General features: G+C 42.2%; 17 protein-coding genes and 1 pseudogene. 8 read left to right on the plus strand and 10 right to left on the minus strand.

Going from position 1 to position 20732, the window contains the following annotated elements:
* Positions 1 to 2 precede the first annotated feature (2 nt).
* The 6 genes and pseudogenes from ACGHVY_RS20925 to ACGHVY_RS20950 form a co-directional block, all read right to left on the minus strand.
* Positions 3 to 788, minus strand: coding sequence for a 5'-nucleotidase C-terminal domain-containing protein (locus ACGHVY_RS20925; protein ID WP_390601318.1), 786 nt, complete (start codon positions 786 to 788; stop codon positions 3 to 5).
* A 14-nt stretch (positions 789 to 802) separates the two neighbouring features.
* Positions 803 to 1126: pseudogene (locus ACGHVY_RS20930) on the minus strand (PDDEXK nuclease domain-containing protein); the annotation flags it as partial.
* A 38-nt stretch (positions 1127 to 1164) separates the two neighbouring features.
* Positions 1165 to 2178 (minus strand): tyrosine-type recombinase/integrase, encoded by a 1014-nt coding sequence (locus ACGHVY_RS20935; RefSeq protein ID WP_390599542.1) that lies wholly within the window; start codon positions 2176 to 2178, stop codon positions 1165 to 1167.
* The gene (locus tag ACGHVY_RS20940; RefSeq protein ID WP_390599543.1) at positions 2171 to 3118 is read right to left on the minus strand and encodes a tyrosine-type recombinase/integrase; all 948 of its coding nucleotides are present in this window, start codon (positions 3116 to 3118) and stop codon (positions 2171 to 2173) included. The genes ACGHVY_RS20935 and ACGHVY_RS20940 overlap by 8 nt, the downstream gene beginning before the upstream one ends.
* Entirely contained in the window at positions 3115 to 4728 is a 1614-nt protein-coding gene (locus ACGHVY_RS20945) for a tyrosine-type recombinase/integrase (RefSeq protein WP_390601321.1), read from the minus strand. The genes ACGHVY_RS20940 and ACGHVY_RS20945 overlap by 4 nt, the downstream gene beginning before the upstream one ends.
* A gap of 195 nt (positions 4729 to 4923) precedes the next feature.
* Positions 4924 to 5787 (minus strand): PDDEXK nuclease domain-containing protein, encoded by an 864-nt coding sequence (locus ACGHVY_RS20950; RefSeq protein ID WP_390601324.1) that lies wholly within the window; start codon positions 5785 to 5787, stop codon positions 4924 to 4926.
* A gap of 181 nt (positions 5788 to 5968) precedes the next feature.
* Here ACGHVY_RS20950 and rplS point away from each other — a divergent pair, with 181 nt between their 5' ends.
* Positions 5969 to 6322, plus strand: a complete 354-nt coding sequence (rplS, locus tag ACGHVY_RS20955) for a 50S ribosomal protein L19 (protein WP_167959626.1) — start codon at positions 5969 to 5971, stop codon at positions 6320 to 6322.
* 179 nt (positions 6323 to 6501) lie between these two features.
* Here the strand turns inward: rplS and ACGHVY_RS20960 are convergent, their stop codons facing one another.
* Complete coding sequence (locus tag ACGHVY_RS20960; protein ID WP_308745688.1) at positions 6502 to 7482, minus strand: ROK family protein; 981 nt, start codon at positions 7480 to 7482, stop codon at positions 6502 to 6504.
* A 179-nt stretch (positions 7483 to 7661) separates the two neighbouring features.
* Here ACGHVY_RS20960 and ACGHVY_RS20965 point away from each other — a divergent pair, with 179 nt between their 5' ends.
* The 7 genes from ACGHVY_RS20965 to msrB all read left to right on the plus strand — a co-directional run bounded on the left by ACGHVY_RS20965 (position 7662) and on the right by msrB (position 17865).
* Positions 7662 to 8378 (plus strand): ABC transporter ATP-binding protein, encoded by a 717-nt coding sequence (locus tag ACGHVY_RS20965; RefSeq protein WP_308745689.1) that lies wholly within the window; start codon positions 7662 to 7664, stop codon positions 8376 to 8378.
* A 34-nt stretch (positions 8379 to 8412) separates the two neighbouring features.
* Entirely contained in the window at positions 8413 to 9672 is a 1260-nt protein-coding gene (locus tag ACGHVY_RS20970; protein WP_390601329.1) for an ABC transporter permease, read from the plus strand.
* A 4-nt stretch (positions 9673 to 9676) separates the two neighbouring features.
* A complete protein-coding gene (locus tag ACGHVY_RS20975) occupies positions 9677 to 10918 on the plus strand; it encodes an ABC transporter permease (RefSeq protein WP_390601332.1) in 1242 nt (413 codons plus the stop codon).
* Between the two features lie 57 nt (positions 10919 to 10975).
* Positions 10976 to 12076 carry an efflux RND transporter periplasmic adaptor subunit gene (locus ACGHVY_RS20980; protein WP_390601335.1) on the plus strand — a complete coding sequence of 367 codons (1101 nt, stop codon included), beginning with the start codon at positions 10976 to 10978 and terminating at the stop codon, positions 12074 to 12076.
* Between the two features lie 9 nt (positions 12077 to 12085).
* Complete coding sequence (locus ACGHVY_RS20985; RefSeq protein WP_308745693.1) at positions 12086 to 13426, plus strand: TolC family protein; 1341 nt, start codon at positions 12086 to 12088, stop codon at positions 13424 to 13426.
* A gap of 226 nt (positions 13427 to 13652) precedes the next feature.
* Positions 13653 to 16790: an ATP-binding protein gene (locus ACGHVY_RS20990; RefSeq protein ID WP_390601339.1), complete on the plus strand. Its 3138-nt coding sequence runs from the start codon at positions 13653 to 13655 to the stop codon at positions 16788 to 16790.
* Positions 16791 to 16893: 103 nt separating this feature from the next.
* Positions 16894 to 17865 carry a peptide-methionine (R)-S-oxide reductase MsrB gene (gene msrB, locus ACGHVY_RS20995; RefSeq protein WP_390601342.1) on the plus strand — a complete coding sequence of 324 codons (972 nt, stop codon included), beginning with the start codon at positions 16894 to 16896 and terminating at the stop codon, positions 17863 to 17865.
* A gap of 177 nt (positions 17866 to 18042) precedes the next feature.
* On the opposite strand, the gene ACGHVY_RS21000 is transcribed toward msrB, so the two are convergent.
* The 3 genes from ACGHVY_RS21000 to ACGHVY_RS21010 are packed head-to-tail and all read right to left on the minus strand — an operon-like array spanning position 18043 to position 20660.
* Complete coding sequence (locus ACGHVY_RS21000) at positions 18043 to 19251, minus strand: hypothetical protein (protein WP_390601345.1); 1209 nt, start codon at positions 19249 to 19251, stop codon at positions 18043 to 18045.
* A gap of 14 nt (positions 19252 to 19265) precedes the next feature.
* Positions 19266 to 19952, minus strand: coding sequence for a DUF4476 domain-containing protein (locus ACGHVY_RS21005; protein WP_390601347.1), 687 nt, complete (start codon positions 19950 to 19952; stop codon positions 19266 to 19268).
* 30 nt (positions 19953 to 19982) lie between these two features.
* On the minus strand, positions 19983 to 20660 hold the full coding sequence (locus tag ACGHVY_RS21010) for a DUF4476 domain-containing protein (RefSeq protein WP_390601348.1): 678 nt from the start codon (positions 20658 to 20660) through the stop codon (positions 19983 to 19985).
* Positions 20661 to 20732 lie beyond the last annotated feature (72 nt).

Below are 20732 nucleotides of genomic sequence, written 5' to 3' on the forward strand. Positions count from 1 at the left end.
TCTTATTTTATGGTAATGCGTCCGTCCAGTTTGGAAGTAATCATTTTGCCTTCGGCAGTCTGCTTCCGGACATAATCGAGAAATAGGCCGCGTAAAGTAGCGCCATCGGGACATTCGCGTTTCTCTGCTTGCAGGAAAGCGTCCATCCGTCCGTTGCCGTCTGCCAGATAGTCGATGGTAGCTACCGTATAGAGCTGGTTGTCTTCCACGGGTTTGCCGCCAATTGTAGCATTTAATAATTCTCCATTCTTCGTGATTTCCAGACGAATACCACTTACGCCTTCTCCGCGCAGGGAAGCAATCGCTTTAAAAAGGCGTTTCATGTCCGAGCCTTTCATTGTCAGGATACAAAGGGAATTCTCAAAAGGAAGTATTTCAAAGATTTCACTTACTGTGATTTCACCTTTCGGCAGGATGTTGCGTAATCCGCCCATATTCACCAGTCCCATATCAGCAGGTTTGCCCAACATCGGAGCGGCAGCTTGCTGCAAGACGCTTGCTACGAGATTGGAAAGCAGGCTTTCAGGTCCCCCTTTATCCATTTTCATTTCACTGGTACCGATGACTTCATACATCATCCCGTCAATCTTATCCTTATAGGGCTTTAATACTTCGGCAGCTTTTTTGTCCGGATTAGCGTCCCAAGCAGAGTCAATCTTAATCATACTACCTTCTACTTTCGCCACTTGATAGTGAGCTGTAGCCTCTCGTGTCGTGCGGCAGGATGTGAACAGGATACCACCTGCCAATGCTGCTACAATCAGATACTTTACATAAGTCTGTTTCATGTTCGCTATTTTTATTATTTATCAAGAATCTCTTTTAAATGCTTTTGCAATATTTCCTTGGGGATTAACTGCCGCTTGTACTCTGCAATCATTGTGGGACTTAAGCTACGACTTAATGCATATTCAACAACTTGACTATCTGCACTTTTACACAATAATATTCCTATACTCGGATTCTCATTTTCTTTTTTTACATCCCGGTCTAACGCTTCAAGATAAAAATCCAATTGCCCCAGATATTCCGGTCTAAACTCATTCGTTTTAATCTCATATGTTGCATAGCCATTTATGTTGGCTTCCAACTCTAATCCTTTGTATATAAACAATCTCTTCATTTTCTACACAACATAAATTTCTACGCAAAGTTGGCATAATATCACAGACTATCCAAAAAATCCATTAGTTTTTTATCGTCCTTCCAATGGCTTTTCACTTTATACTTCTTCTCTATTTCACAATTTGACAACGCTTTCGCCTTCATTTCCATATTAACTTCAGCATAAATATTGGTCGTATTAATGGATACATGCCCAAGCCAAGCTCTGATAGTATTGATATCAACACCTGATTGGAGTAGATGGGTTGCGGTTGTATGTCTGATTGTATGCGGACTGACGCGTTTCTTTTTAATTGTAGGCATCTTATCTTCTATCTTTTCTGCATAACGGGTTACCATCTCATAGATGCCAAAGCGGGTTATTGGTTGTCCAACTCGGTTTAAAAAGACATGGTCATCCTCTGTTCTGTTTTTGATAATGGAAGATAGTGCCTCACGGGTATGTTGCCATAATGGACATCTTCTTGTTTTATTTCCCTTGCCCGTTATAGTCACTACAGCCAAGCCCTTTTTCTTGGGTAGGGATAAATCCCTTATCAATAAAGTAGCAGCTTCTTCTGCCCGCGCTCCCGTATTATACAAAAAAAGTAAGAGGGCATAATCTCTCCACCCTTGGCTTGTACTTTTATCTGGTGCGTCCAGTAGTGCATTCATTTCCTCTTTTTCAAGGTACGTTATCAAAGTCCTCCTGGTCTTTTTGACAGGTATGTTTCTTATATTTCGACTCCATTCTATATGCTCCGGACTGTTGGCGGATACATACTTTGCAAGAGAACAAAAAGCAGCCAGTCTGATATTTCTGGTCTTGATTGAACATGACCTGTCTTTTTCAAGACTTTCCAGGAAGTTGGCAACCCTGGTATCTGTAATATCAGTAAGGAGTATCTTGTCCACTTCTTTTTTCACACACTTGGCAATAAAAGGCATCAGCAATCTGATCGCATCCCGGTACGATTTAAGCGTATTGGCAGACAGGTTACGTATATTTGTCAGATATTCACAAAGAAACCTTCGTATCCAGTATCCGGCATAAAACTTATTTTCTTCATTCATCTTTTCCTTGTTTTATGTATGATTCAAAACGGTTGTTTGCTTCTCCCAGCAGTCCATCGGTCATGGTCAGGTAGACTGACGTATGGGATAAATGTGTATGTCCAAGATATGTGCTCAACACAGGGAGCAACTGTTGGACGTCCTGATTCTCCCTATACCATGAAGTAAGCCGATGGACGGCGAAGGTGTGCCTCAGGTCATGTAATCTTGGCTGAAAGGGGGATTTATCCGAACGGGAGATACCGGCATGTTCCCTGATTCTTTCAAAAGCACCTCTCACGGTGTCTATATGCATGTCCAAGCCTTTCTTATCTAAAAAGAGTTTGCTTTCGGGTACGCAGCACATGCCTTGTTTCTCTCTCCATTTCAAAAAAGTATCAATCAACTCTCCAACCTTATGGTTGTATGTGACAATCCGTGACTTGTAAAATTTCGATTCTCGTATATGCACATACAAATCCGGTTGGTTCAGGTCTCTTATTCTCAAAGACATCGTTTCGTGGAGCCTCAATCCAAGAAAATAGGTCAGTTGCAGTATCATCTTCATGCATTCAGGATGGATTTTACTCCGGTTTTTCTGATATTCCATGGCTGAGCGGAACAACCGTTGCAGTTCCGGTTTGCTATAAATATAAGGTGTCATGTGCTCCAAACGCTTGGGCAAGTCTGCGGGAAGGGGTACATTGTTCATTATACCCCGTGACATGGCCCATTGGAACATGCCCTTTAAGGCTGTGTGCCTTATGAACCAGCCGGCAGTGACCGTTCCTGTGGGATAATATAAATAGGGTTCGACCTGTCCTACTGTCAGTTCCGCCGGATTCGTATCGCCACCGATATGCTTCATAAAAGAACGCAATGCTTGCGCGTTTGTCTTGAACTTTTCTCCCAAAGCCCGTCTGTAACTTATATAAAGTTCTGTCATTTCATTCAGTTTCATAGCAAGCCCTCCCAATCCATGTCAGCAACCTTACGTAAGTTCTTAATGTCGACTTTGGCATATATGCGTGTGGTATCAAGCCCGATGTGCCCCAGCAAATCTGCGATTTCTTTCAAGGAATGCCCGGTGTTGATAAGGCGTGTGGCACAAGTATGACGCAGGCTGTGCGGCCCGTAATGGCGCAACTCCAGTCCTTTGCCTTTCAGTTCGTCCCTGACCAGCTTGTATATAGTCGAAGTGGAAAGCTGTTCATGAGGGGCACGTCTGCATAAAAAGAGGTATTCGTTTCCGCTTTTATTAAAGCGTGCCTCTTTGATGTATCTGATAATGGCATCGCCAACGATGGGAAGCAAAGGTAGCACTTGTGGCCTGCAGTTCTTGGCCCGTCTTAAATACAGCGTTTCATTCCGCCAGTCTATATCTTTCAACTTCATGTTTGTCACCTCACTGCAACGAAGGCCATAGACAGTCAAAAGAAGCAATATGGCATAATCCCTGACACCTGTCCCGGCGGCATCCTTTTTGGATTGCAGGATATCTTGAACTGTCTCCCAAGGGACAAACGAAGGCAGGTTTTCATGGGCATATACTCTCGGGGCTTTTAAGCTATACACAAGTCCGGGATTACACAGACCTTTTTTTTCTGCGTATCTGAAAAATCCACGAAGGACAGTGACGGTATCGGCTATCGTTCTTCTGTTACAACCGTCCTCATCATGTCTCTTACGTATATAGTCATCAAGAACTGAAGACGTTATATCTTTCAATCCGTCGACTTTTAAGTTCAGCATCATCGTTTTGAGCTGACTGTATCTGCCTTCGGTGGTGCTTGAAGAATAGCCTTTGTTTTGTTTCAGCCAATCAAGATATTCCATCACATGTTCTTTAAAGGGAAACGCATCATCTTCACATATAAGCTGACCCATATAAGATAACCAACTGGTAGTATATGATATAAAACGTCTTCTTGCGTATATCCCGGATGCATCTCTTACACCGGGCTTCTGTACAGTCATCCAACTGTCAGCGGATTCTCGGATATCCTCAATACTGACCATGCGTCTGTCCTCAACATGCAGATAGTCAATTAAATGAAGTTGGTATGCGGCTATATCCCGTAGTGTTTGTGTAGCCGCACCTTTGTCTTCCCATATTTGAAGATACTCAGCCCGTTCTTTTAACAAAGGATAGGTGAGATAACGTAACTTATGATGTTTACGGGTAAAAAGGCGGTTCAAAATAATAGCATTATTTGTATAGATGCCATCTAACTTGCCTATGTAGGCAAGCCATGAAAAAGCAATATCCATATATTTTCGAACACTGCTGGGACTGTTGTCCTTTCTCTTCATCGGATGGTTCTTTTTTGTCTTTGACCATGTGATGGCGGCGTCCTTGATGCTACTGATAGGGACCTGTTCAGAGAAGCCATCTTCAAGCTTGAGGCTTGTGACTATCAGTAGTAGATAATCTGCCAAAGAAAGCAGATAATTATGGCTGTAGTTGCGCTTTTCAGCCATGAAAGCAAGATAGTTTTCACGTTCCTTCAATAAAGGAGCGTCGAGGTGCTTTTGCAAGTACCATTTGCGTCGAATGATTGTTTCAAGCATAATTCTTCTTTTTAAAGTTAATACTTAGGCTGTTTCCTAAATATGAAGAATTAAGGCGAGTTATATGCTTTTTAGAGCAAGTAAGTTTGGTCAAATGGAGACTTTTAGCTTCTTTTGCAGCTAAATTTATGTTGTGTAGAAAATGAAGAGATTGTTTATATACAAAGGATTAGAGTTAGAAGCCAACATAAATGGCTACGCAACATATGAGTTGTTATGTTGTGCACAACATAAAATCTCCATCGCAACCAAGCATCGCAGTCCACGATGAAAAAAAAGCAAATCAATCCGAAAGTCTTTCATTCCGACCTGCACACGATACTCCTCATCCACAAACAAAAAATCTTTTCCCAATTCTAATATAAAATTCTTCATCTGTTTCACTAAGCCAGCCTGAAGACTTCTCTCACTATGATTTTCAGGCAAACCAAGAAAATCAACCATATATGTGTCTTTGAAAATCCGCCCGGCATCCGGATATGCTTTTTCCAATGCTAGTGATTGATGCGTATTCCCTAATAAACTCCGTTCATAAACACAAGCATCAATCTGCCTGCGAAGTTCCTGATAAGTAAGGTTTTCTCTATTACTTAATAATATGTAGAAGATGCGTTCTTCAGGAGACGTGCATCCGGACATTATCTCAAGATGGGCAGACCAGCCCACTTGTACCAATAAAAAGAGTACAGCAGCATCGTCACCAAATTGCGTCAGAACGTCTGACGCAATTGCCTGTTCTTTGATTTGCGTCGGAATGGCTGACGCAAATTCTACAGTAGAATATTCATTATAGAATCTGACCATTCTTTCAATAGAACGTTTTTCATACCCTTTGATACCGGGGATTTTCTCTTTGAGATATACAACAAGCATATCTATGACCTTGCTCCCCCACTTGGCAGACCTTATTTTATCGGAGACATACCGCCCAATCTCCCAATTACTAAGAATTATCTCATTATTTAAAGCTTTATAAGCTCGCTTCTTACGTGTATCAATTATTAATTTGATTTCGTCAAATTGAGCTTGGTATTGTATATTTGGTATGCTTACTTCCATCTTTATTTATTATTGGTAACCCAACAAGCCTTTTCTTGTTCACAGCTACAAATATACAAAAAACATTTGGCTATCTGCCAAATAATTCGTTACTTTGCACCGCTTTCGCGCAATCGCTGTCAAGAGACGAGATACTTGGTATGTTGCGTTGTAACGATGAAACAATTTAATAATAACAACAATGGATTTAATTAAAATTGCAGAAGAAGCATTTGCTACCGGTAAACAGCACCCGAGCTTCAAAGCAGGAGACACTGTAACTGTAGCATATCGTATTATTGAAGGTAACAAAGAACGTGTACAGTTGTACCGTGGTGTTGTTATCAAAATCGCCGGTCACGGAGACAAAAAACGTTTTACTGTACGTAAAATGTCAGGAACTATAGGCGTAGAAAGAATTTTCCCAATCGAATCACCGGCTATCGACAGCATCGAAGTGAACAAGGTAGGTAAAGTTCGTCGCGCTAAATTGTACTACCTGCGTGCTCTTACCGGTAAGAAAGCCAGAATCAAAGAAAAAAGAGTTAACAACTAAGATTAACTCTAAGATTCGAAATAAAAAAGGGAGCTTCATTCAAGATGAAGTTCCCTTTTTTATTGACCATCAAACGCTGCTTTTTCCTCACCGGTCATTCTCCGACAGAGATGAAAAAAGAAAATCCCCGGAAACAATAGTTCCCGGGGACTTTCATTACCTTTATTATAAAATTGATATTATTCTTTAATATCCTTCAGTTCCCAAGCCAAAGCGCTGGCACCCAATACGGCAGCATCAGAGTCTTTCAGTTCGGAAACGAGCAATTTTGTCTTGCCTTTATAGATATTCAAGACATTTTCGTCGATTGATTTCTGAATCGGTTTCATGATATAATCACCCGATTTGGCCAAACCACCGAATAATACAATAGCTTCAGGACTAGAGAATGCAATAGCGTCTGCCAATGCTTCACCCAAAATATTACCTGTAAATTCGAAGATTTCCTGTGCAAGTTTATCGCCCTGTACGGCTGCATCATATACATCTTTTGATGTGATGTTTTCTGCCGGAATGTTGCGAAGCAAGCTGGAATCGGTACGAGCTGCAAGAAATTCACGAGCTGTACGTGCTACACCGGTAGCCGAACAGTAAGTCTCCAGACAACCTTTACGGCCACAACCACAAATACGACCTTCGCGACGGGCAATCACGTGACCCAATTCGCCTGCAAAACCGTCATGACCATATACCATCTGACCGTTGATAACGATACCACTACCTACACCGGTACCCAGCGTAATCATGATAAAGTCTTTCATACCACGGGCAGCACCGTAAGTCATTTCACCGATAGCGGCAGCATTAGCGTCGTTTGTCAGAGCAGTGGGAATACCCAGTCTTTCTTCAAACATAGCAGCCAGTGGAAGGATACCTTTCCAAGGCAAGTTCGGTGCGAATTCAATCGTTCCTGTATAGTAGTTGCCATTCGGAGCACCGACACCGATACCTCTGATTTTGTCAACACCGCCATTAGCGATAATCAACGGAAGCAGGTTCTTGCAAACTTCGTCAGCATACTCTTCGGCAGTAGGATAACCGGCAGTTTTGATTGAGCTGCTGGCAATAATAGTTCCGCGTGCGTCTACAATTCCAAAGACGGTGTTCGTTCCGCCGATGTCAATACCTACTACGTAGGGTTTCTCCATGTTTGAATTCATGATACTTTTATTTAAAAGGGTTAGTTAATCATTAAGTTTACTGCACACAAATTACGTAAAGAAGATTGAGTCTACAAAATGTTTTTCAAAAAAAGTTCACTCTCTCTGCAACTTTTTGTATCTTGCAGTCGTCTAATAGTAGAAAATTATTAGAAAACAGAAACTAAATAAAGAAAATTGTGATACAACTAACAGACATCAACAAGACCTACAACAACGGAGCGCCTCTCCATGTACTCAAAGGTATCAACCTCAATATCGAACGAGGGGAATTTGTTTCGATTATGGGAGCATCCGGATCCGGCAAATCTACTTTACTCAACATATTAGGCATACTGGACAATTACGACACCGGAGAGTACTACCTGAACAATGTACTTATCAAAAACCTGAGCGAGACCAAAGCCGCCGAATACCGGAACCGTATGATAGGATTTATTTTCCAGTCGTTCAACCTGATTTCCTTTAAAGATGCTGTAGAAAATGTAGCACTTCCTTTATTCTATCAGGGGGTAAGTCGCAAAAAGAGAAATGCGCTTGCACTGGAATATCTCGACCGGCTGGGTTTGAAAGACTGGGCACATCATATGCCCAACGAAATGAGCGGCGGGCAGAAACAACGTGTAGCCATCGCACGTGCACTCATCACCCAGCCACAAATTATCCTGGCGGACGAACCGACCGGAGCCTTGGACAGCAAGACTTCCGTAGAAGTGATGCAGATTCTGAAAGATTTGCATAAAATGGGAATGACGATTGTAGTCGTCACTCATGAAAGCGGCGTTGCCAACCAGACAGACAAGATTATACATATCAAAGATGGTATTATCGAACGAATCGAGGATAACATCGACCACGACGCTTCTCCTTTCGGCAAGGACGGCATCATGAAATAAATCCAAATCCACCACCTACTATACAAACATTATCATGATTGATATTTGGCAAGAAATATACAGTACCATCAAGCGCAACAAACTGAGGACGTTTCTCACCGGATTTGCCGTGGCATGGGGTATCTTTATGCTTATCGTCCTGCTGGGTGCAGGCAACGGGCTGATTCACGCATTCGAAGAATCGGCTTCGGAACGTGCACTGAACAGTATTAAAATCTATCCGGGCTGGACTTCCAAGTCTTACGACGGACTAAAAGAGGGGCGACAGATTCAACTGGACAACAAGGATTTCCAGATCACCGATACCCATTTCTCCAATAATGTCATTACGACAGGAGCATCGATCTGGCAAGGTTCCGTCAACATCAGCTTCGGTTCGGAGTATGCCAGTGTCGGACTGGCGGGAGTCTTCCCTAACCATATAGAAATGGAGACCATAAAGCTTTTTAAAGGGCGTTTCATTAATGAAACGGATATAAAAGAAAGACGGAAAGTAATCGTCCTTCACAAGAAAACGGCTGAAATACTTTTTAATAAGACACATATCGAACCTATCGGGCAATTTGTCAACATGGGAAATGTTGTCTATCGGGTAGTAGGACTCTGCAACGACAAAGGAGACAGTGGGGAGAATCCCGCTTTCATCCCTTTTTCCACTCTGCAAACCATCTATAATAAAGGCGACAAGCTGAACTGTCTGACCATTGCTACAAAGAATCTGGAAACAATCGAAGCAAATGAGAATTTTGAGAAAGAATACCGAAAAGCTCTAGGTGCCAACCATCGTTTTGACCCTACCGACCATAGCGCTATCTGGATATGGAACCGATTCACCAACTATCTACAACAACAGCAAGGCATGGTCATTCTACGCACCGGAATCTGGGTTATCGGTATCTTCACTCTTTTAAGCGGCATTGTAGGGGTGTCCAATATCATGCTGATCACCGTTAAAGAACGTACACGCGAGTTCGGTATCCGCAAGGCGTTAGGAGCTAAACCGAGATCTATTCTTTGGCTTATTATTGTAGAAAGTATCATCATCACCACCACATTCGGATACATCGGCATGGTGGCTGGCATCGGAGTGACCGAATGGATGAATAATGCCTTCGGGAATCAGACAATGGATACCGGAGTGTGGACGGAAACGGTTTTCCTGAATCCTACCGTAGATATAAGAATTGCCATACAGGCTACACTTACATTAGTAATAGCTGGAACATTAGCCGGATTGTTCCCTGCCCGCAAAGCGGTCAGCATCCGACCGATTGAAGCACTTAGAGCAGATTAAGAATATGAGAATAGACATGGATACCTGTGAGGAAATCCTCATAACCATCACAAGAAATAAAACAAGAAGCCTGCTGACTGCCTTCGGTGTGTTTTGGGGAATCTTTATGCTCGTCGCCCTTATCGGCGGCGGACAGGGACTGGAAGATATGATGAAAAAGAACTTTGAAGGATTCGCCACCAATTCCGGCTTTCTCGCTTCACAAAGGACGGGCGAAGCGTACAAAGGTTTCCGTAAAGGAAGATCGTGGGACTTGGAAGCTACGGACATCGAACGTCTCCGTTCTCAAGTCAAAGACGTGGAAGTTATCACTCCTTCCATCGCCCGCTGGGGGTCGAAGGCTGTGTACGAAGATAAGAAATATGATTGCAGTGTGAAAGGATTGTATCCCGACTATCTTCACATCGAATCACAGGAAATGGCTTATGGCAGATTTATCAATGATGTAGATATAAAGGAAGGGCGCAAAGTGTGTGTTATCGGGAAACGGGTTTATGAAAGTCTTTTCAAAGCAGGAGAAGACCCGTGCGGGAAATACATACGCGTAGACGGTATTTATTATCAGATAATCGGTATGTCTTCTTCCGAAGGAGACATGAACATACAGGGACGGGCTTCGGAAGCTGTCACCCTGCCCTTCACTACCATGCAACAAACGTACAACCTGGGCGGAAGAATTGATGTTATCTGTTTTACCGCAAAGCATGGAGTCAAAGTGTCTGACCTGCAACCGAAAATGGAAGAGATTATCAAAGCCGCACATTATATTGCTCCCAATGACAAACAGGCGCTTATGTACCTGAATGCAGAAGCTATGTTTTCAATGGTTGATAATTTATTTACCGGCATTAATATATTAGTCTGGATGGTCGGCTTGGGAACTCTGCTGGCCGGTGCCATCGGTGTGTCTAATATCATGATGGTAACCGTGAAAGAACGCACCACCGAAATCGGTATCCGTCGGGCAATCGGGGCACGTCCGAAAGACATCATGCAACAAATCCTGTCAGAAAGTATGGTATTGACAACCATTGCGGGGATGTGCGGAATCTCCTTTGCCGTCATGATACTGCAACTAGTGGAAATGGCTGCAAATTCAGGTGGTGGAGATACTCATTTCCAAGTCAGCTTCGGACTGGCAATCGGTACTTGTGCCTTGTTGATTGCATTAGGAATGTTGGCAGGACTGGCACCCGCTTACCGGGCTATGGCTATCAGACCGATTGAAGCCATCCGCGACGAGTAGAAGTTGAGAATGAAGAGTTGAGAACGAAGAATTAAAAATTAAACACATATATCCAAGATGAAAAAGTATCTGAAAATCGCATTATTGGTAATCATTGCCATAATCCTTATTGGAACGTTCGTATTCCTTTATCAGAAATCCCAGCCCAAGGTCATTGTTTATGAAACGGTGAAGGCGGAAATAACTGACTTGCAAAAAACTACAGTAGCTACCGGAAAGGTAGAACCGAGAGATGAAATCTTAATCAAACCGCAGATTTCCGGTATCATAGACGAATTGTACAAAGAAGCAGGACAAAGCGTAAAGAAAGGTGAAGTTATAGCCAAAGTTAAGGTTATCCCCGAACTCGGGCAACTGAACTCGGCTGAAAGCCGTGTCCGCCTGGCAGAGATTAATGCGGCACAGGCTGAAACTGATTTTGCCCGCGTCAAGAAGTTATATGAAGACCAGCTAATCAGCCGGGAAGAATATGAGAAAAGCGAAGTTGCCGTCAAACAGGCGCGTGAAGAGAGACAGACCGCAAAAGATAATCTCGAAATCGTAAAAGAAGGCATTACCAAAAACAGTGCTTCATTCAGTAGCACCATGATCCGTTCCACTATTGACGGATTGATTTTGGACGTACCGGTAAAAGCCGGTAACTCCGTTATCATGAGCAATACCTTCAACGATGGAACAACCATTGCCACAGTAGCCAACATGAACGATCTCATTTTCCGTGGCAATATTGATGAAACGGAAGTGGGGCGCATCCATGAAGGCATGTCGTTGAAACTGACAATCGGTGCTTTGCAGAATTTGACTTTCAACGCAATCCTGGAATATATATCTCCCAAAGGAGTGGAAACCAACGGAGCCAACCAGTTCGAAATCAAGGCTGCCATTTCCGTTCCCGATTCCGTACAAATCCGTTCCGGATACTCCGCCAATGCAGAAATCGTGTTGCAACGTGCCAATCAGGTATTGGCAGTGCCCGAAAGCACTGTCGAATTTAGTGGGGATTCTACTTTTGTATATCTTATGACGGATTCCGTACCTCAACAGAAGTTCCAACGTACTCAAGTGACCGCAGGGATGAGCGACGGTATCAAGATAGAAATTAAAAAAGGGATAACTGCACAGGATAAAATACGTGGTGCTGAGAAAAAAGACAAATAATTGACTTCAATGAAAACAATCCGTAAAACCATATCAGTACTTCTGCTCTCAGGAATCGGAATAATTTCCATTCAGGCGCAGGACAACAACTCGTCGCAAGCATGGACACTGCGACAATGTATTGACTATGCCATTGAGCATAATATAGAGATTCGCAAGTCCGCCAACAATACTGAAATAAGTAAGATAGATGTGCATACAACCAAGTGGGCACGTCTCCCTAATTTGAGTGGTAGTGCCAGTCAGAACTGGAGCTGGGGACGTACAGCTTCTCCGGTAGATAACTCATATAGCAATATTAACAGTGCTAATACGAGCCTTAGTTTAGGCACAAACGTCCCTATATTTACTGGTTTGCAGTTGTCTAATCAATACTCGCTTGCTAAACTGGATCTGAAAGCGGCTATTGAAGACCTCAACAAAGCCAAAGAGGATATTGCCATAAATGTCACTTCTGCTTATTTGCAAGTATTGTTCAATTTTGAATTAAGCAAAGTTGCCCATAATCAAGTAAATTTGAGCAAAGACCAACTGAAGCGTATTCAAGGACTTTTCGGAGTAGGCAAAGCATCTCCGTCTGAAGTGGCTGAAGCGCAAGCCCGTGTAGCACAAGATGAAATGACCGCTGTACAGTCCGATAATAAATACAAATTATCATTACTTGACCTCAGTCAACTCTTGGAATTACCGACACCGGAAGGTTTTGTACTTGAAAATCCCAAAGAAGAACTGGAATTTACTCCTCTAACTCCGCCGGATGATATTTATACGCAGGCACTTGCCTACAAGCCAAGTATAAAATCGGCAGAATACAAGTTACAAGGTAGTATCAACAGCATCCGTCTTGCGCAAAGTAACTTCTACCCACAGTTATCTTTTAGCGCCGGGTTGGGAAGTAATTACTATACAGTTAACGGAAAATCAGAAGGGGGATTCGGCAGTCAGATGAAAAACAACCTGAATAAATATGTAGGATTCAATCTTAGTGTTCCACTCTTCAACCGTTTTTCCACACGTAATAAGGTACGGACAGCCCGTTTACAGCAAAACAATCTTACACTGCAATTGGACAATGCTAAAAAAACGCTCTACAAGGAGATTCAACAATCCTGGTACAATGCTTTAGCGGCAGAAAGCAAATATAATTCCAGTGAAGTTGCAGTGAAAGCCAATGAAGAATCTTTCCGTCTCATGAGTGAAAAATTCAATAACGGCAAGGCCACTTTTGTAGAATACAATGAATCAAAACTGAATCTGACTAAAGCACTTTCAGACAGGCTACAAGCTAAATATGATTATTTGTTCTGCACTAAAATCCTGGATTTTTACAAAGGACAGATTATAGAATAAATCATCTCTACACAATAAATGAGAGACTGTACCATCCGTGTCTTAAAAAACAGGCACAACATGGTGCAGTCTCTTTATTAATCCCCCACGCAAAGCAAGACATCCATTTTGGGAAATAATATTTAATCTCTACATTATTTCTCTTTTATTTACTGTTTATTGAAGAATAAGCCTTATCTTTCGGCAAATTTGAACAAAATAAAGAGCAATCAAAACAAACATACAAATGAAGGTATCATATTTCAAGAAAGTATTAATATTACTCCTTTTTATAACGGGAATGTTTCATTCCCTCTGTTATGCCGTCCAAACCCAACAGAACAATTTATCATCCGATTGTATTCTAATCATCAATTCTTATACAGAGATGTCATTATGGAGCAACGACTTCATAGATCCGATATACAAAGAATACAGCACAGCGAAAAGCCATGTAGATATCCATACGGAACATATGAATATGCTTATCATCAATGATGAAGAAGCCTTGCAAGAATACAAGGAGAATCTATTTCAAAGATATGGCAATACTCCTCCCAAACTAATTGTCTTATTAGGAAATTCGTCATGGGTATTACTAAACAAGGACATCGAGAAGCATTGGAAAAATATACCGGTTATCCTTTGTGCAGAAAGGAAATATATAGGTGACGACAGCATATATTTAAAAAAGAGGGTTATTCCCGAAGAGGATAGAAAATCACTGGCAGACTATCAGGGCAGCATACCGCTGACTGTCCTTTACACCCCTTTCTACATCAAAGAAACGGTGAAATTGATGGATACGCTTATTCCACACATGAAGAAGTTAGTATTCCTTTCGGACAGGCGTTGTATCAGTGCGCAATACCGGGAAGAAGTCAATGAACTTATACACACCGAATACCCCACCGTCAAGATTGAACACCTGATTGCAGGCGATATTACGAATGATGCCTTGATTGATTCTTTAAAAACGTTTAACTCCCAAACCGGGGTGTTGTTTCTTTCCTGGTTTAAAAAAGAGCAGCAACAAGGTAATGCCATTCTTACCTCCAATATATCCAGGCTATTAAGTAACTACTCTAAAGCTCCCATCTTCACACTGCACAACAATGCTCTGGAAACGAACGGATTGATTGGAGGATGTTTCTGGCCGAATGATGTCATAAAAAACTATATTATAAAAACGGTTCAACAAGTACTGGCGAAGCCACAAATCGGGAAAACCCGATTTATAGAAATGAGACCACCCTGCCCATGCATCAATTATATCGATTTACAAAATTCCGGACTACAGATAAGGCGCTGTCCGTCCGATACAGTTTTCAGCATGAAGCCGCCAACGTTCTTTGAGCAGAACTGGCACTATATTATCATTATTTGTTTTATTATGCTTTCAGGTATCTTATATCTGATGTGGGTAAGAAAAATCGCCGCCGAACGCGGTAAACGTCTGGATGCGATGACGAATTACAGCAGCTTAATAGAAAACATGCCTATTTTATATGCCAAGGAAGAACTTATTTATGATGCGGAAGGACATATTATAGATTTCATCTATCGCGAAGTAAATCCGATTTTCGAAAAGTACATCATATCTAAAAACAAAATAATAGGGAAGAAGCAAAGCGAACTCGGCAAGTCCGATGGTATACAACTTATCAATATGTACAATTCGCTTAACAACAAGAGAGAACTTACTTTCCAATATTATGTTGAAGAAAAGCAAACCTATCTAACTGTTATCATCACCCCTTCCAAACAGAAAGGCTTTATTGACGTCTTTTGCGTGGACAACACAGAGTTGGTAATAACCCAGCAAATGCTCCACTCCACCAATCATAAATTATCCGCTGCACTCGATGTAGCCGATATCACCCCATGGAAATGGGACTTGGAAAAAAACACAATCTTATGTGATGTCAATCGCCCTGTTGAAGTCATCCAGGAACAGGGAATAGTCAGCGAACAGCATTTGTCAGTTTCAGACACTTCCTATTTTTCCAATATCTGCAAAGAAGACAAGGAACGAATAATGGCAGCTTATCAGCGGCTCATCAATGGAGAGGTTTCAAAACTTAAGGAAGAATTCCGGATTGTTCCTAAAAAAGGAAATTCATTGCATTATGAATGGGTGGAAGTACAAGCTACAGTAGATGACAGAGATGAGAACGGCAAACCTAAGACGCTTGTAGGTTCTTCATTAGTCATCACTCAAAGAAAAGAGATGGAGGAAGCCTTGATTAGAGCCAAGGAGAAAGCGGAAGAATCCAATAAGCTGAAATCTGCCTTCCTGGCAAATATGAGTCATGAGATTCGTACTCCGCTGAATGCCATAGTCGGTTTCTCAGGCATTCTGGCTTCGACAGAAGAGGAAGACGAAGAAGAGAAACAGGAATATATACACATTATCGAGGACAACAATAATCTACTTCTCCAACTGATTAGTGACATTCTTGATCTTTCTAAGATTGAAGCCGGCACATTGGAATTTGTATATAGCAATGTGGATGTTAACGAATTGTTCTTCAATCTGGAAGACTCGGCCGGAATGAGGAATAAAAATCAGAATGTCCGGATTATATATAACCGGGAAATGCCGGAATGCAGTATCAGTACAGACAAAAACCGGCTGACACAAGTAGTCAGCAACCTAATCAACAATGCGATGAAGTTCACAGAGAAAGGTAGTATCCAATTCGGATACCATCTGCAAGATAACGATGATTTCCTGCATTTTTATGTAACAGACACAGGTAGCGGAATTCCGGAAGAACAACTGGGAAATATTTTCGGACGTTTTGTCAAACTCAACAATTTTGTACAAGGCACAGGACTAGGATTATCAATCTGCCAGACTATCGTTGAAAACATGGGCGGACAGATAGGAGTAACTTCCAAAGAGGGAGAAGGAACGACTTTCTGGTTTACATTGCCTTATATCCCTACTGAAAAAGTATCGCTAAACATCAAGGAACACGAAGCTTATCGTCACGTAGACAGTAAGGAAAAGCTCAGTATACTGATTGCAGAAGATAATGACAGTAATTATAAATTATTTGAATCCGTACTCAAAAAAGAATATACATTAATCCACGCATGGGATGGCGAGGAAGCCGTACAACTGTTTAAAGAGCATAATCCGCATATTGTACTGATGGATATCAATATGCCTAAAATGAACGGATACGAAGCAACAAAAAAGATACATGAGTTGTCTCCCGAAACTCCTGTTATAGCAATTACCGCCTTCGCTTACGCAGAAGATGAACAACGCATTCTGAATGGTGGCTTTGACGGATATACTTCCAAACCGATCCAACCCGGGAAATTACGGACACAAATCATTGAACTGCTGAAAAAGCGCTTATTATTCATGTAAGAACAGAGAAATAGAAAGTTTACTACCTATTCATTCTAAATCCTGCACAACTCTTAAAACATATCCGTCGGTTCATCCGTTACTATAAAAAGAACCAACGGATATGAAACATTTTATTATCGCAGCAGAAATTTATCTCGCAGGAGGATGCTTCTGGGGAACAGAACATTTCCTGAAACAAATCAGAGGGGTAGAAAGCACTCAAGTGGGATATGCCAATAGCATTATCACTAATCCGACATACCAACAGGTATGTTCGGGAGAAACGAATGCAGCCGAAACAGTGAAAGTGGTCTATGACCCTAAAACTATAGATTTAAGTTTACTTCTTGAGCTCTACTTTAAAACGATAGATCCTACCAGCCTTAACCAACAAGGGAATGATCGTGGTACGCAATATAGGACAGGGATTTACTATACAAATAAGGATGATGTTCCTGTTATCAATCAGGCTATTCAGACTTTGGCAAACCAATATAAAATTCCCATTGCAATAGAAGTTAAGCCGTTAGCCAATTTCTATCCGGCAGAAAACTATCATCAGGATTACCTGGATAAGAATCCGAACGGGTATTGTCATATCAATCCTGCTTTATTTGAAATGGCACGGAAAGCCAATGCTCCCCAAACAAAAAGTTATCAAAAACCGGATGATGCGACTCTACGGAAAAAATTGTCGGCAGAACAGTATGCAGTGACACAGAAAAATGCAACGGAGCCGGCTTTCCGGAATGAGTATTGGGATGAACATCGCCCCGGCATTTATGTAGATGTCACTACCGGAGAACCCTTGTTTGTTTCTACCGATAAATTCGATTCCGGCTGTGGATGGCCTAGTTTCTCCAAACCTATTCAGAAAGAGCTGATTGCAGAGAAGAAAGATACTACGTATGGAATGGTTCGTACAGAAGTTCGCAGCAAAAGCGGTGATGCCCATTTGGGACATGTATTCACTGACGGGCCGAAAGAAAAGGGCGGACTCCGTTATTGCATCAACAGTGCCTCACTTCGTTTTATTCCGAAAGAGAAGATGAAAGAAGAGGGTTATGGAGACTACTTATCACTCGTAAAATAAAAGCTCGTTAAAATAAAAGCGGGATAAATAATAGAGCGTGAAATCGGGGCGGATACAATCCGCCCCGATACCCAAGTTACGGGCAACGCCCGGAATAGTCTAGCCGGCGAGAAACCGGAGTCTAGTTCTCCTACCGCTGAGGAGTAATGATAATGATATTAATAATAAAGGAATAGGTTATCTTCTTGAACCATTACTTCTTTCGGACGAACGGGAAGAGCTACTGCTATTACTTCTCGTACTTCCTGAAGAAGAACGTCTTTCTGTTTGTCCGCTGGAAACATTACTCCAGCTGGAACTGCTGTTTCGAGTAGAACTGTTGCTTCGGCTGGAACTGCTGCTTCGGGTAGAGCCTGCGTTACTGTCCCGGCTAGAACCGGAACTGCTGCGGTTTGAACTGGAGTTGCCGCTACTACGGCTTGAACTGCTATTGTTTCTCCGGCTGGAAGATCTGTTGTTTCTTTCGGAACTGTTATTTCTGCCAGAGGAGATACTTTCACTTCGCCTGCTTGAACTGACAGTCGAACTGCTGTTTGTACGTCCGCTTTCACGATTAGAACCGGAAGTAGCCGAGTTACCACTTGCCGGTCTACGACCGGAATTTGATGAGCCGGAGTTCGTTTCCGGACGACGATTGGAACTACCTTCCCCTCTGTTGTTGTTTCTATCAGGCACAACGTCCTTGTTCGGTCTTCTATTTCCGGACGGGTTGGACGGTCTGGTAGAATTTCCCGGACGTACAGCCACTCCCGGACGAGTCGGCGCATTATGCGGACGGGTAGAAGAATTCGGACGGAAATGAACCGAGCCAAAATCCGAACGGCGATAAGAGTGATATACTCTTTGATCCCTCACCCGATGCGGAGTAGAATAATGGCGGAAATCAGTATACCTGCCCCTATAATAACTCGTATGATGAATATACGGGCGGTAATGCGCTCCACAATATGTACGATAATGAGATGGTACACCGAAGTAGAACAAGTTACGGTTCGGATAATTGACATAAACGCGGAAACTCCATCTTCCTCCGGTTACGTATATCGGCCGATAGAAATAATCGGCTCCCATAAACCGGCGGTATTGCACATCACTCAATACCCAGCGAAGGTCATCATTACGAATATCCAATGCTTCATAATAATCGTCTAACGCCCATTCATAGCCACGTGCCACATAATCCATTATATTACGGACAGAATAAATAAAGTCGTAATTAATCTCATACGCGTCATTATATTGCTGAGTACTCAGACTCAATTCATATGCCATCTTATCTGTAAGGAAACGTGTCTCCTTACGCACTTTGCCGGTGCTCATTCCAGCCATCACGGTCATACTGGCACTCAGACCGACAGCAAAGAGTAAAAACAGTATTCGTTTCATAATTCAATCTCCTATCATTTATTATTCTGATGATACTCCTTGATAAACTTACGCACTTCATCTTTATAGGTATCAGAGAATAAGATATTAATCACCTTGTTAAAATTCTGTCTGTCCCTTACATACGGATACATCTTCTTCATCATCTCCACCTGGTCGGGAGTATAAGAAATCTCCTTCACCATTTCCACACATTGAGCAGAAGTGACATCATGCTTTTGCAACATCCTCTCAATCATTTTTTTCTGTTCATCACCCATTATTGTAAACTTCAACTTGTCATGGAACTTTTCAAACTCCGAGTCGGACATTACGCGAATCTCTTCCACCGGATAACGGTTCGGAAAAGCTCCGACAGTAGTAACAGCCGTTGGCGAAGGGGTCACTACCGTAGTAGCATTCATCTCCATGCTTCTGTCTTTAAAAGAATCCATTCCCGATACCCGTCCGTCTGTGAACTGAATCAGCACAATAGACCAGCCGGCATTGGCACTTGTTGAATAACGGCGATACTCCCATTCTTCCGAATTTCCGTCGAAACGGCGAAAGTCGGGTTCTGCCCCAAACACATTACGAACCTCGAGCGGTGTCATTCCCTGCTGAATGCTCATCAACATTTTACCGGACATATTACTGGACGTGAAGCAAGCACTGCACAAAAGAATCAGCGACAAAAACAAAACAGCGTGTATCTTTTTCATAACGATATAGTTTTAACTAGTTAGCAAATATCAGCGTCTTCCGTAGTTCCGCACAAACTCATTCATCTTATCCTTATTCGAAGAGAATGTCAGCGTAGAAATTACTGTGAAGAAGGCCTCTTTATCAACAATCCGGGGATACATCATCTTCATTATCTCCATCCGGTCATCATCAAAAGTATAAAGTTTCGTCAGTTGGAGACATTGTCCGGAAGTGAAATCCGAACTTGCCAAAGCTGTATTTATCAACGCTATGCGGTCATCCTTGAAAGGCTCTTTCTTCACATTATTGAGAAACGTCTGGAAAAGCCGGTTGTCCATCACCCTGTCATAATGACCATAATCCGGGCGATGTCCTCCCTGTCCGGGACGTCCGGGTCTGTTGTCCGGGCGAATCCCGTTGCGGTCATCCACCATTATCTCTTTTACACCGTTTCCATCAAAATAAATACGTTCATTATACAACCTCTCCCCTTTCCATACTCGTTCTCCCGGACGGGTAAAGCGGGTAGCATACACTTCAACGGTATAATATCCTGATCTAAGGTTGGCAACGAAGCAAGTAGTGGTCGGCAGACACATCTGATTACCGCCAAAGTAAACAAGAATCGGGGTATTTCCACCGTCAATGCGGATTCCGCTAAGGGATTGTGCCTTTAAGGAAAGAGCAGCGAACAGAATACAGAAAGTTATTATTATCCTACGCATAGCTTATTTAGTTTTTTATTATTAATATCTCTAATCTGATACCACAAAAATAGGGTGAGGAAACTCCCCACC

The sequence above is a fragment of the Bacteroides sp. f07 genome (genome assembly GCF_042854785.1).
In the GTDB taxonomy this organism is placed as follows: Bacteria; Bacteroidota; Bacteroidia; order Bacteroidales; family Bacteroidaceae; genus Bacteroides.

Coding starts and splice junctions, on each gene's coding strand:
- ACGHVY_RS20935 (WP_390599542.1), bottom strand. CDS start 2,178: ATGAATGAAGAAAATAAGTTTTATGCCGGATACTGGATACGAAGGTTT.
- ACGHVY_RS20940 (WP_390599543.1), bottom strand. CDS start 3,118: ATGAAACTGAATGAAATGACAGAACTTTATATAAGTTACAGACGGGCT.
- rplS (WP_167959626.1), top strand. CDS start 5,969: ATGGATTTAATTAAAATTGCAGAAGAAGCATTTGCTACCGGTAAACAG.
- ACGHVY_RS20980 (WP_390601335.1), top strand. CDS start 10,976: ATGAAAAAGTATCTGAAAATCGCATTATTGGTAATCATTGCCATAATC.
- ACGHVY_RS20975 (WP_390601332.1), top strand. CDS start 9,677: ATGAGAATAGACATGGATACCTGTGAGGAAATCCTCATAACCATCACA.
- ACGHVY_RS21005 (WP_390601347.1), bottom strand. CDS start 19,952: ATGAAAAAGATACACGCTGTTTTGTTTTTGTCGCTGATTCTTTTGTGC.
- ACGHVY_RS21000 (WP_390601345.1), bottom strand. CDS start 19,251: ATGAAACGAATACTGTTTTTACTCTTTGCTGTCGGTCTGAGTGCCAGT.
- ACGHVY_RS20970 (WP_390601329.1), top strand. CDS start 8,413: ATGATTGATATTTGGCAAGAAATATACAGTACCATCAAGCGCAACAAA.
- msrB (WP_390601342.1), top strand. CDS start 16,894: ATGAAACATTTTATTATCGCAGCAGAAATTTATCTCGCAGGAGGATGC.
- ACGHVY_RS20945 (WP_390601321.1), bottom strand. CDS start 4,728: ATGCTTGAAACAATCATTCGACGCAAATGGTACTTGCAAAAGCACCTC.
- ACGHVY_RS20960 (WP_308745688.1), bottom strand. CDS start 7,482: ATGAATTCAAACATGGAGAAACCCTACGTAGTAGGTATTGACATCGGC.
- ACGHVY_RS21010 (WP_390601348.1), bottom strand. CDS start 20,660: ATGCGTAGGATAATAATAACTTTCTGTATTCTGTTCGCTGCTCTTTCC.
- ACGHVY_RS20950 (WP_390601324.1), bottom strand. CDS start 5,787: ATGGAAGTAAGCATACCAAATATACAATACCAAGCTCAATTTGACGAA.
- ACGHVY_RS20925 (WP_390601318.1), bottom strand. CDS start 788: ATGAAACAGACTTATGTAAAGTATCTGATTGTAGCAGCATTGGCAGGT.
- ACGHVY_RS20990 (WP_390601339.1), top strand. CDS start 13,653: ATGAAGGTATCATATTTCAAGAAAGTATTAATATTACTCCTTTTTATA.
- ACGHVY_RS20985 (WP_308745693.1), top strand. CDS start 12,086: ATGAAAACAATCCGTAAAACCATATCAGTACTTCTGCTCTCAGGAATC.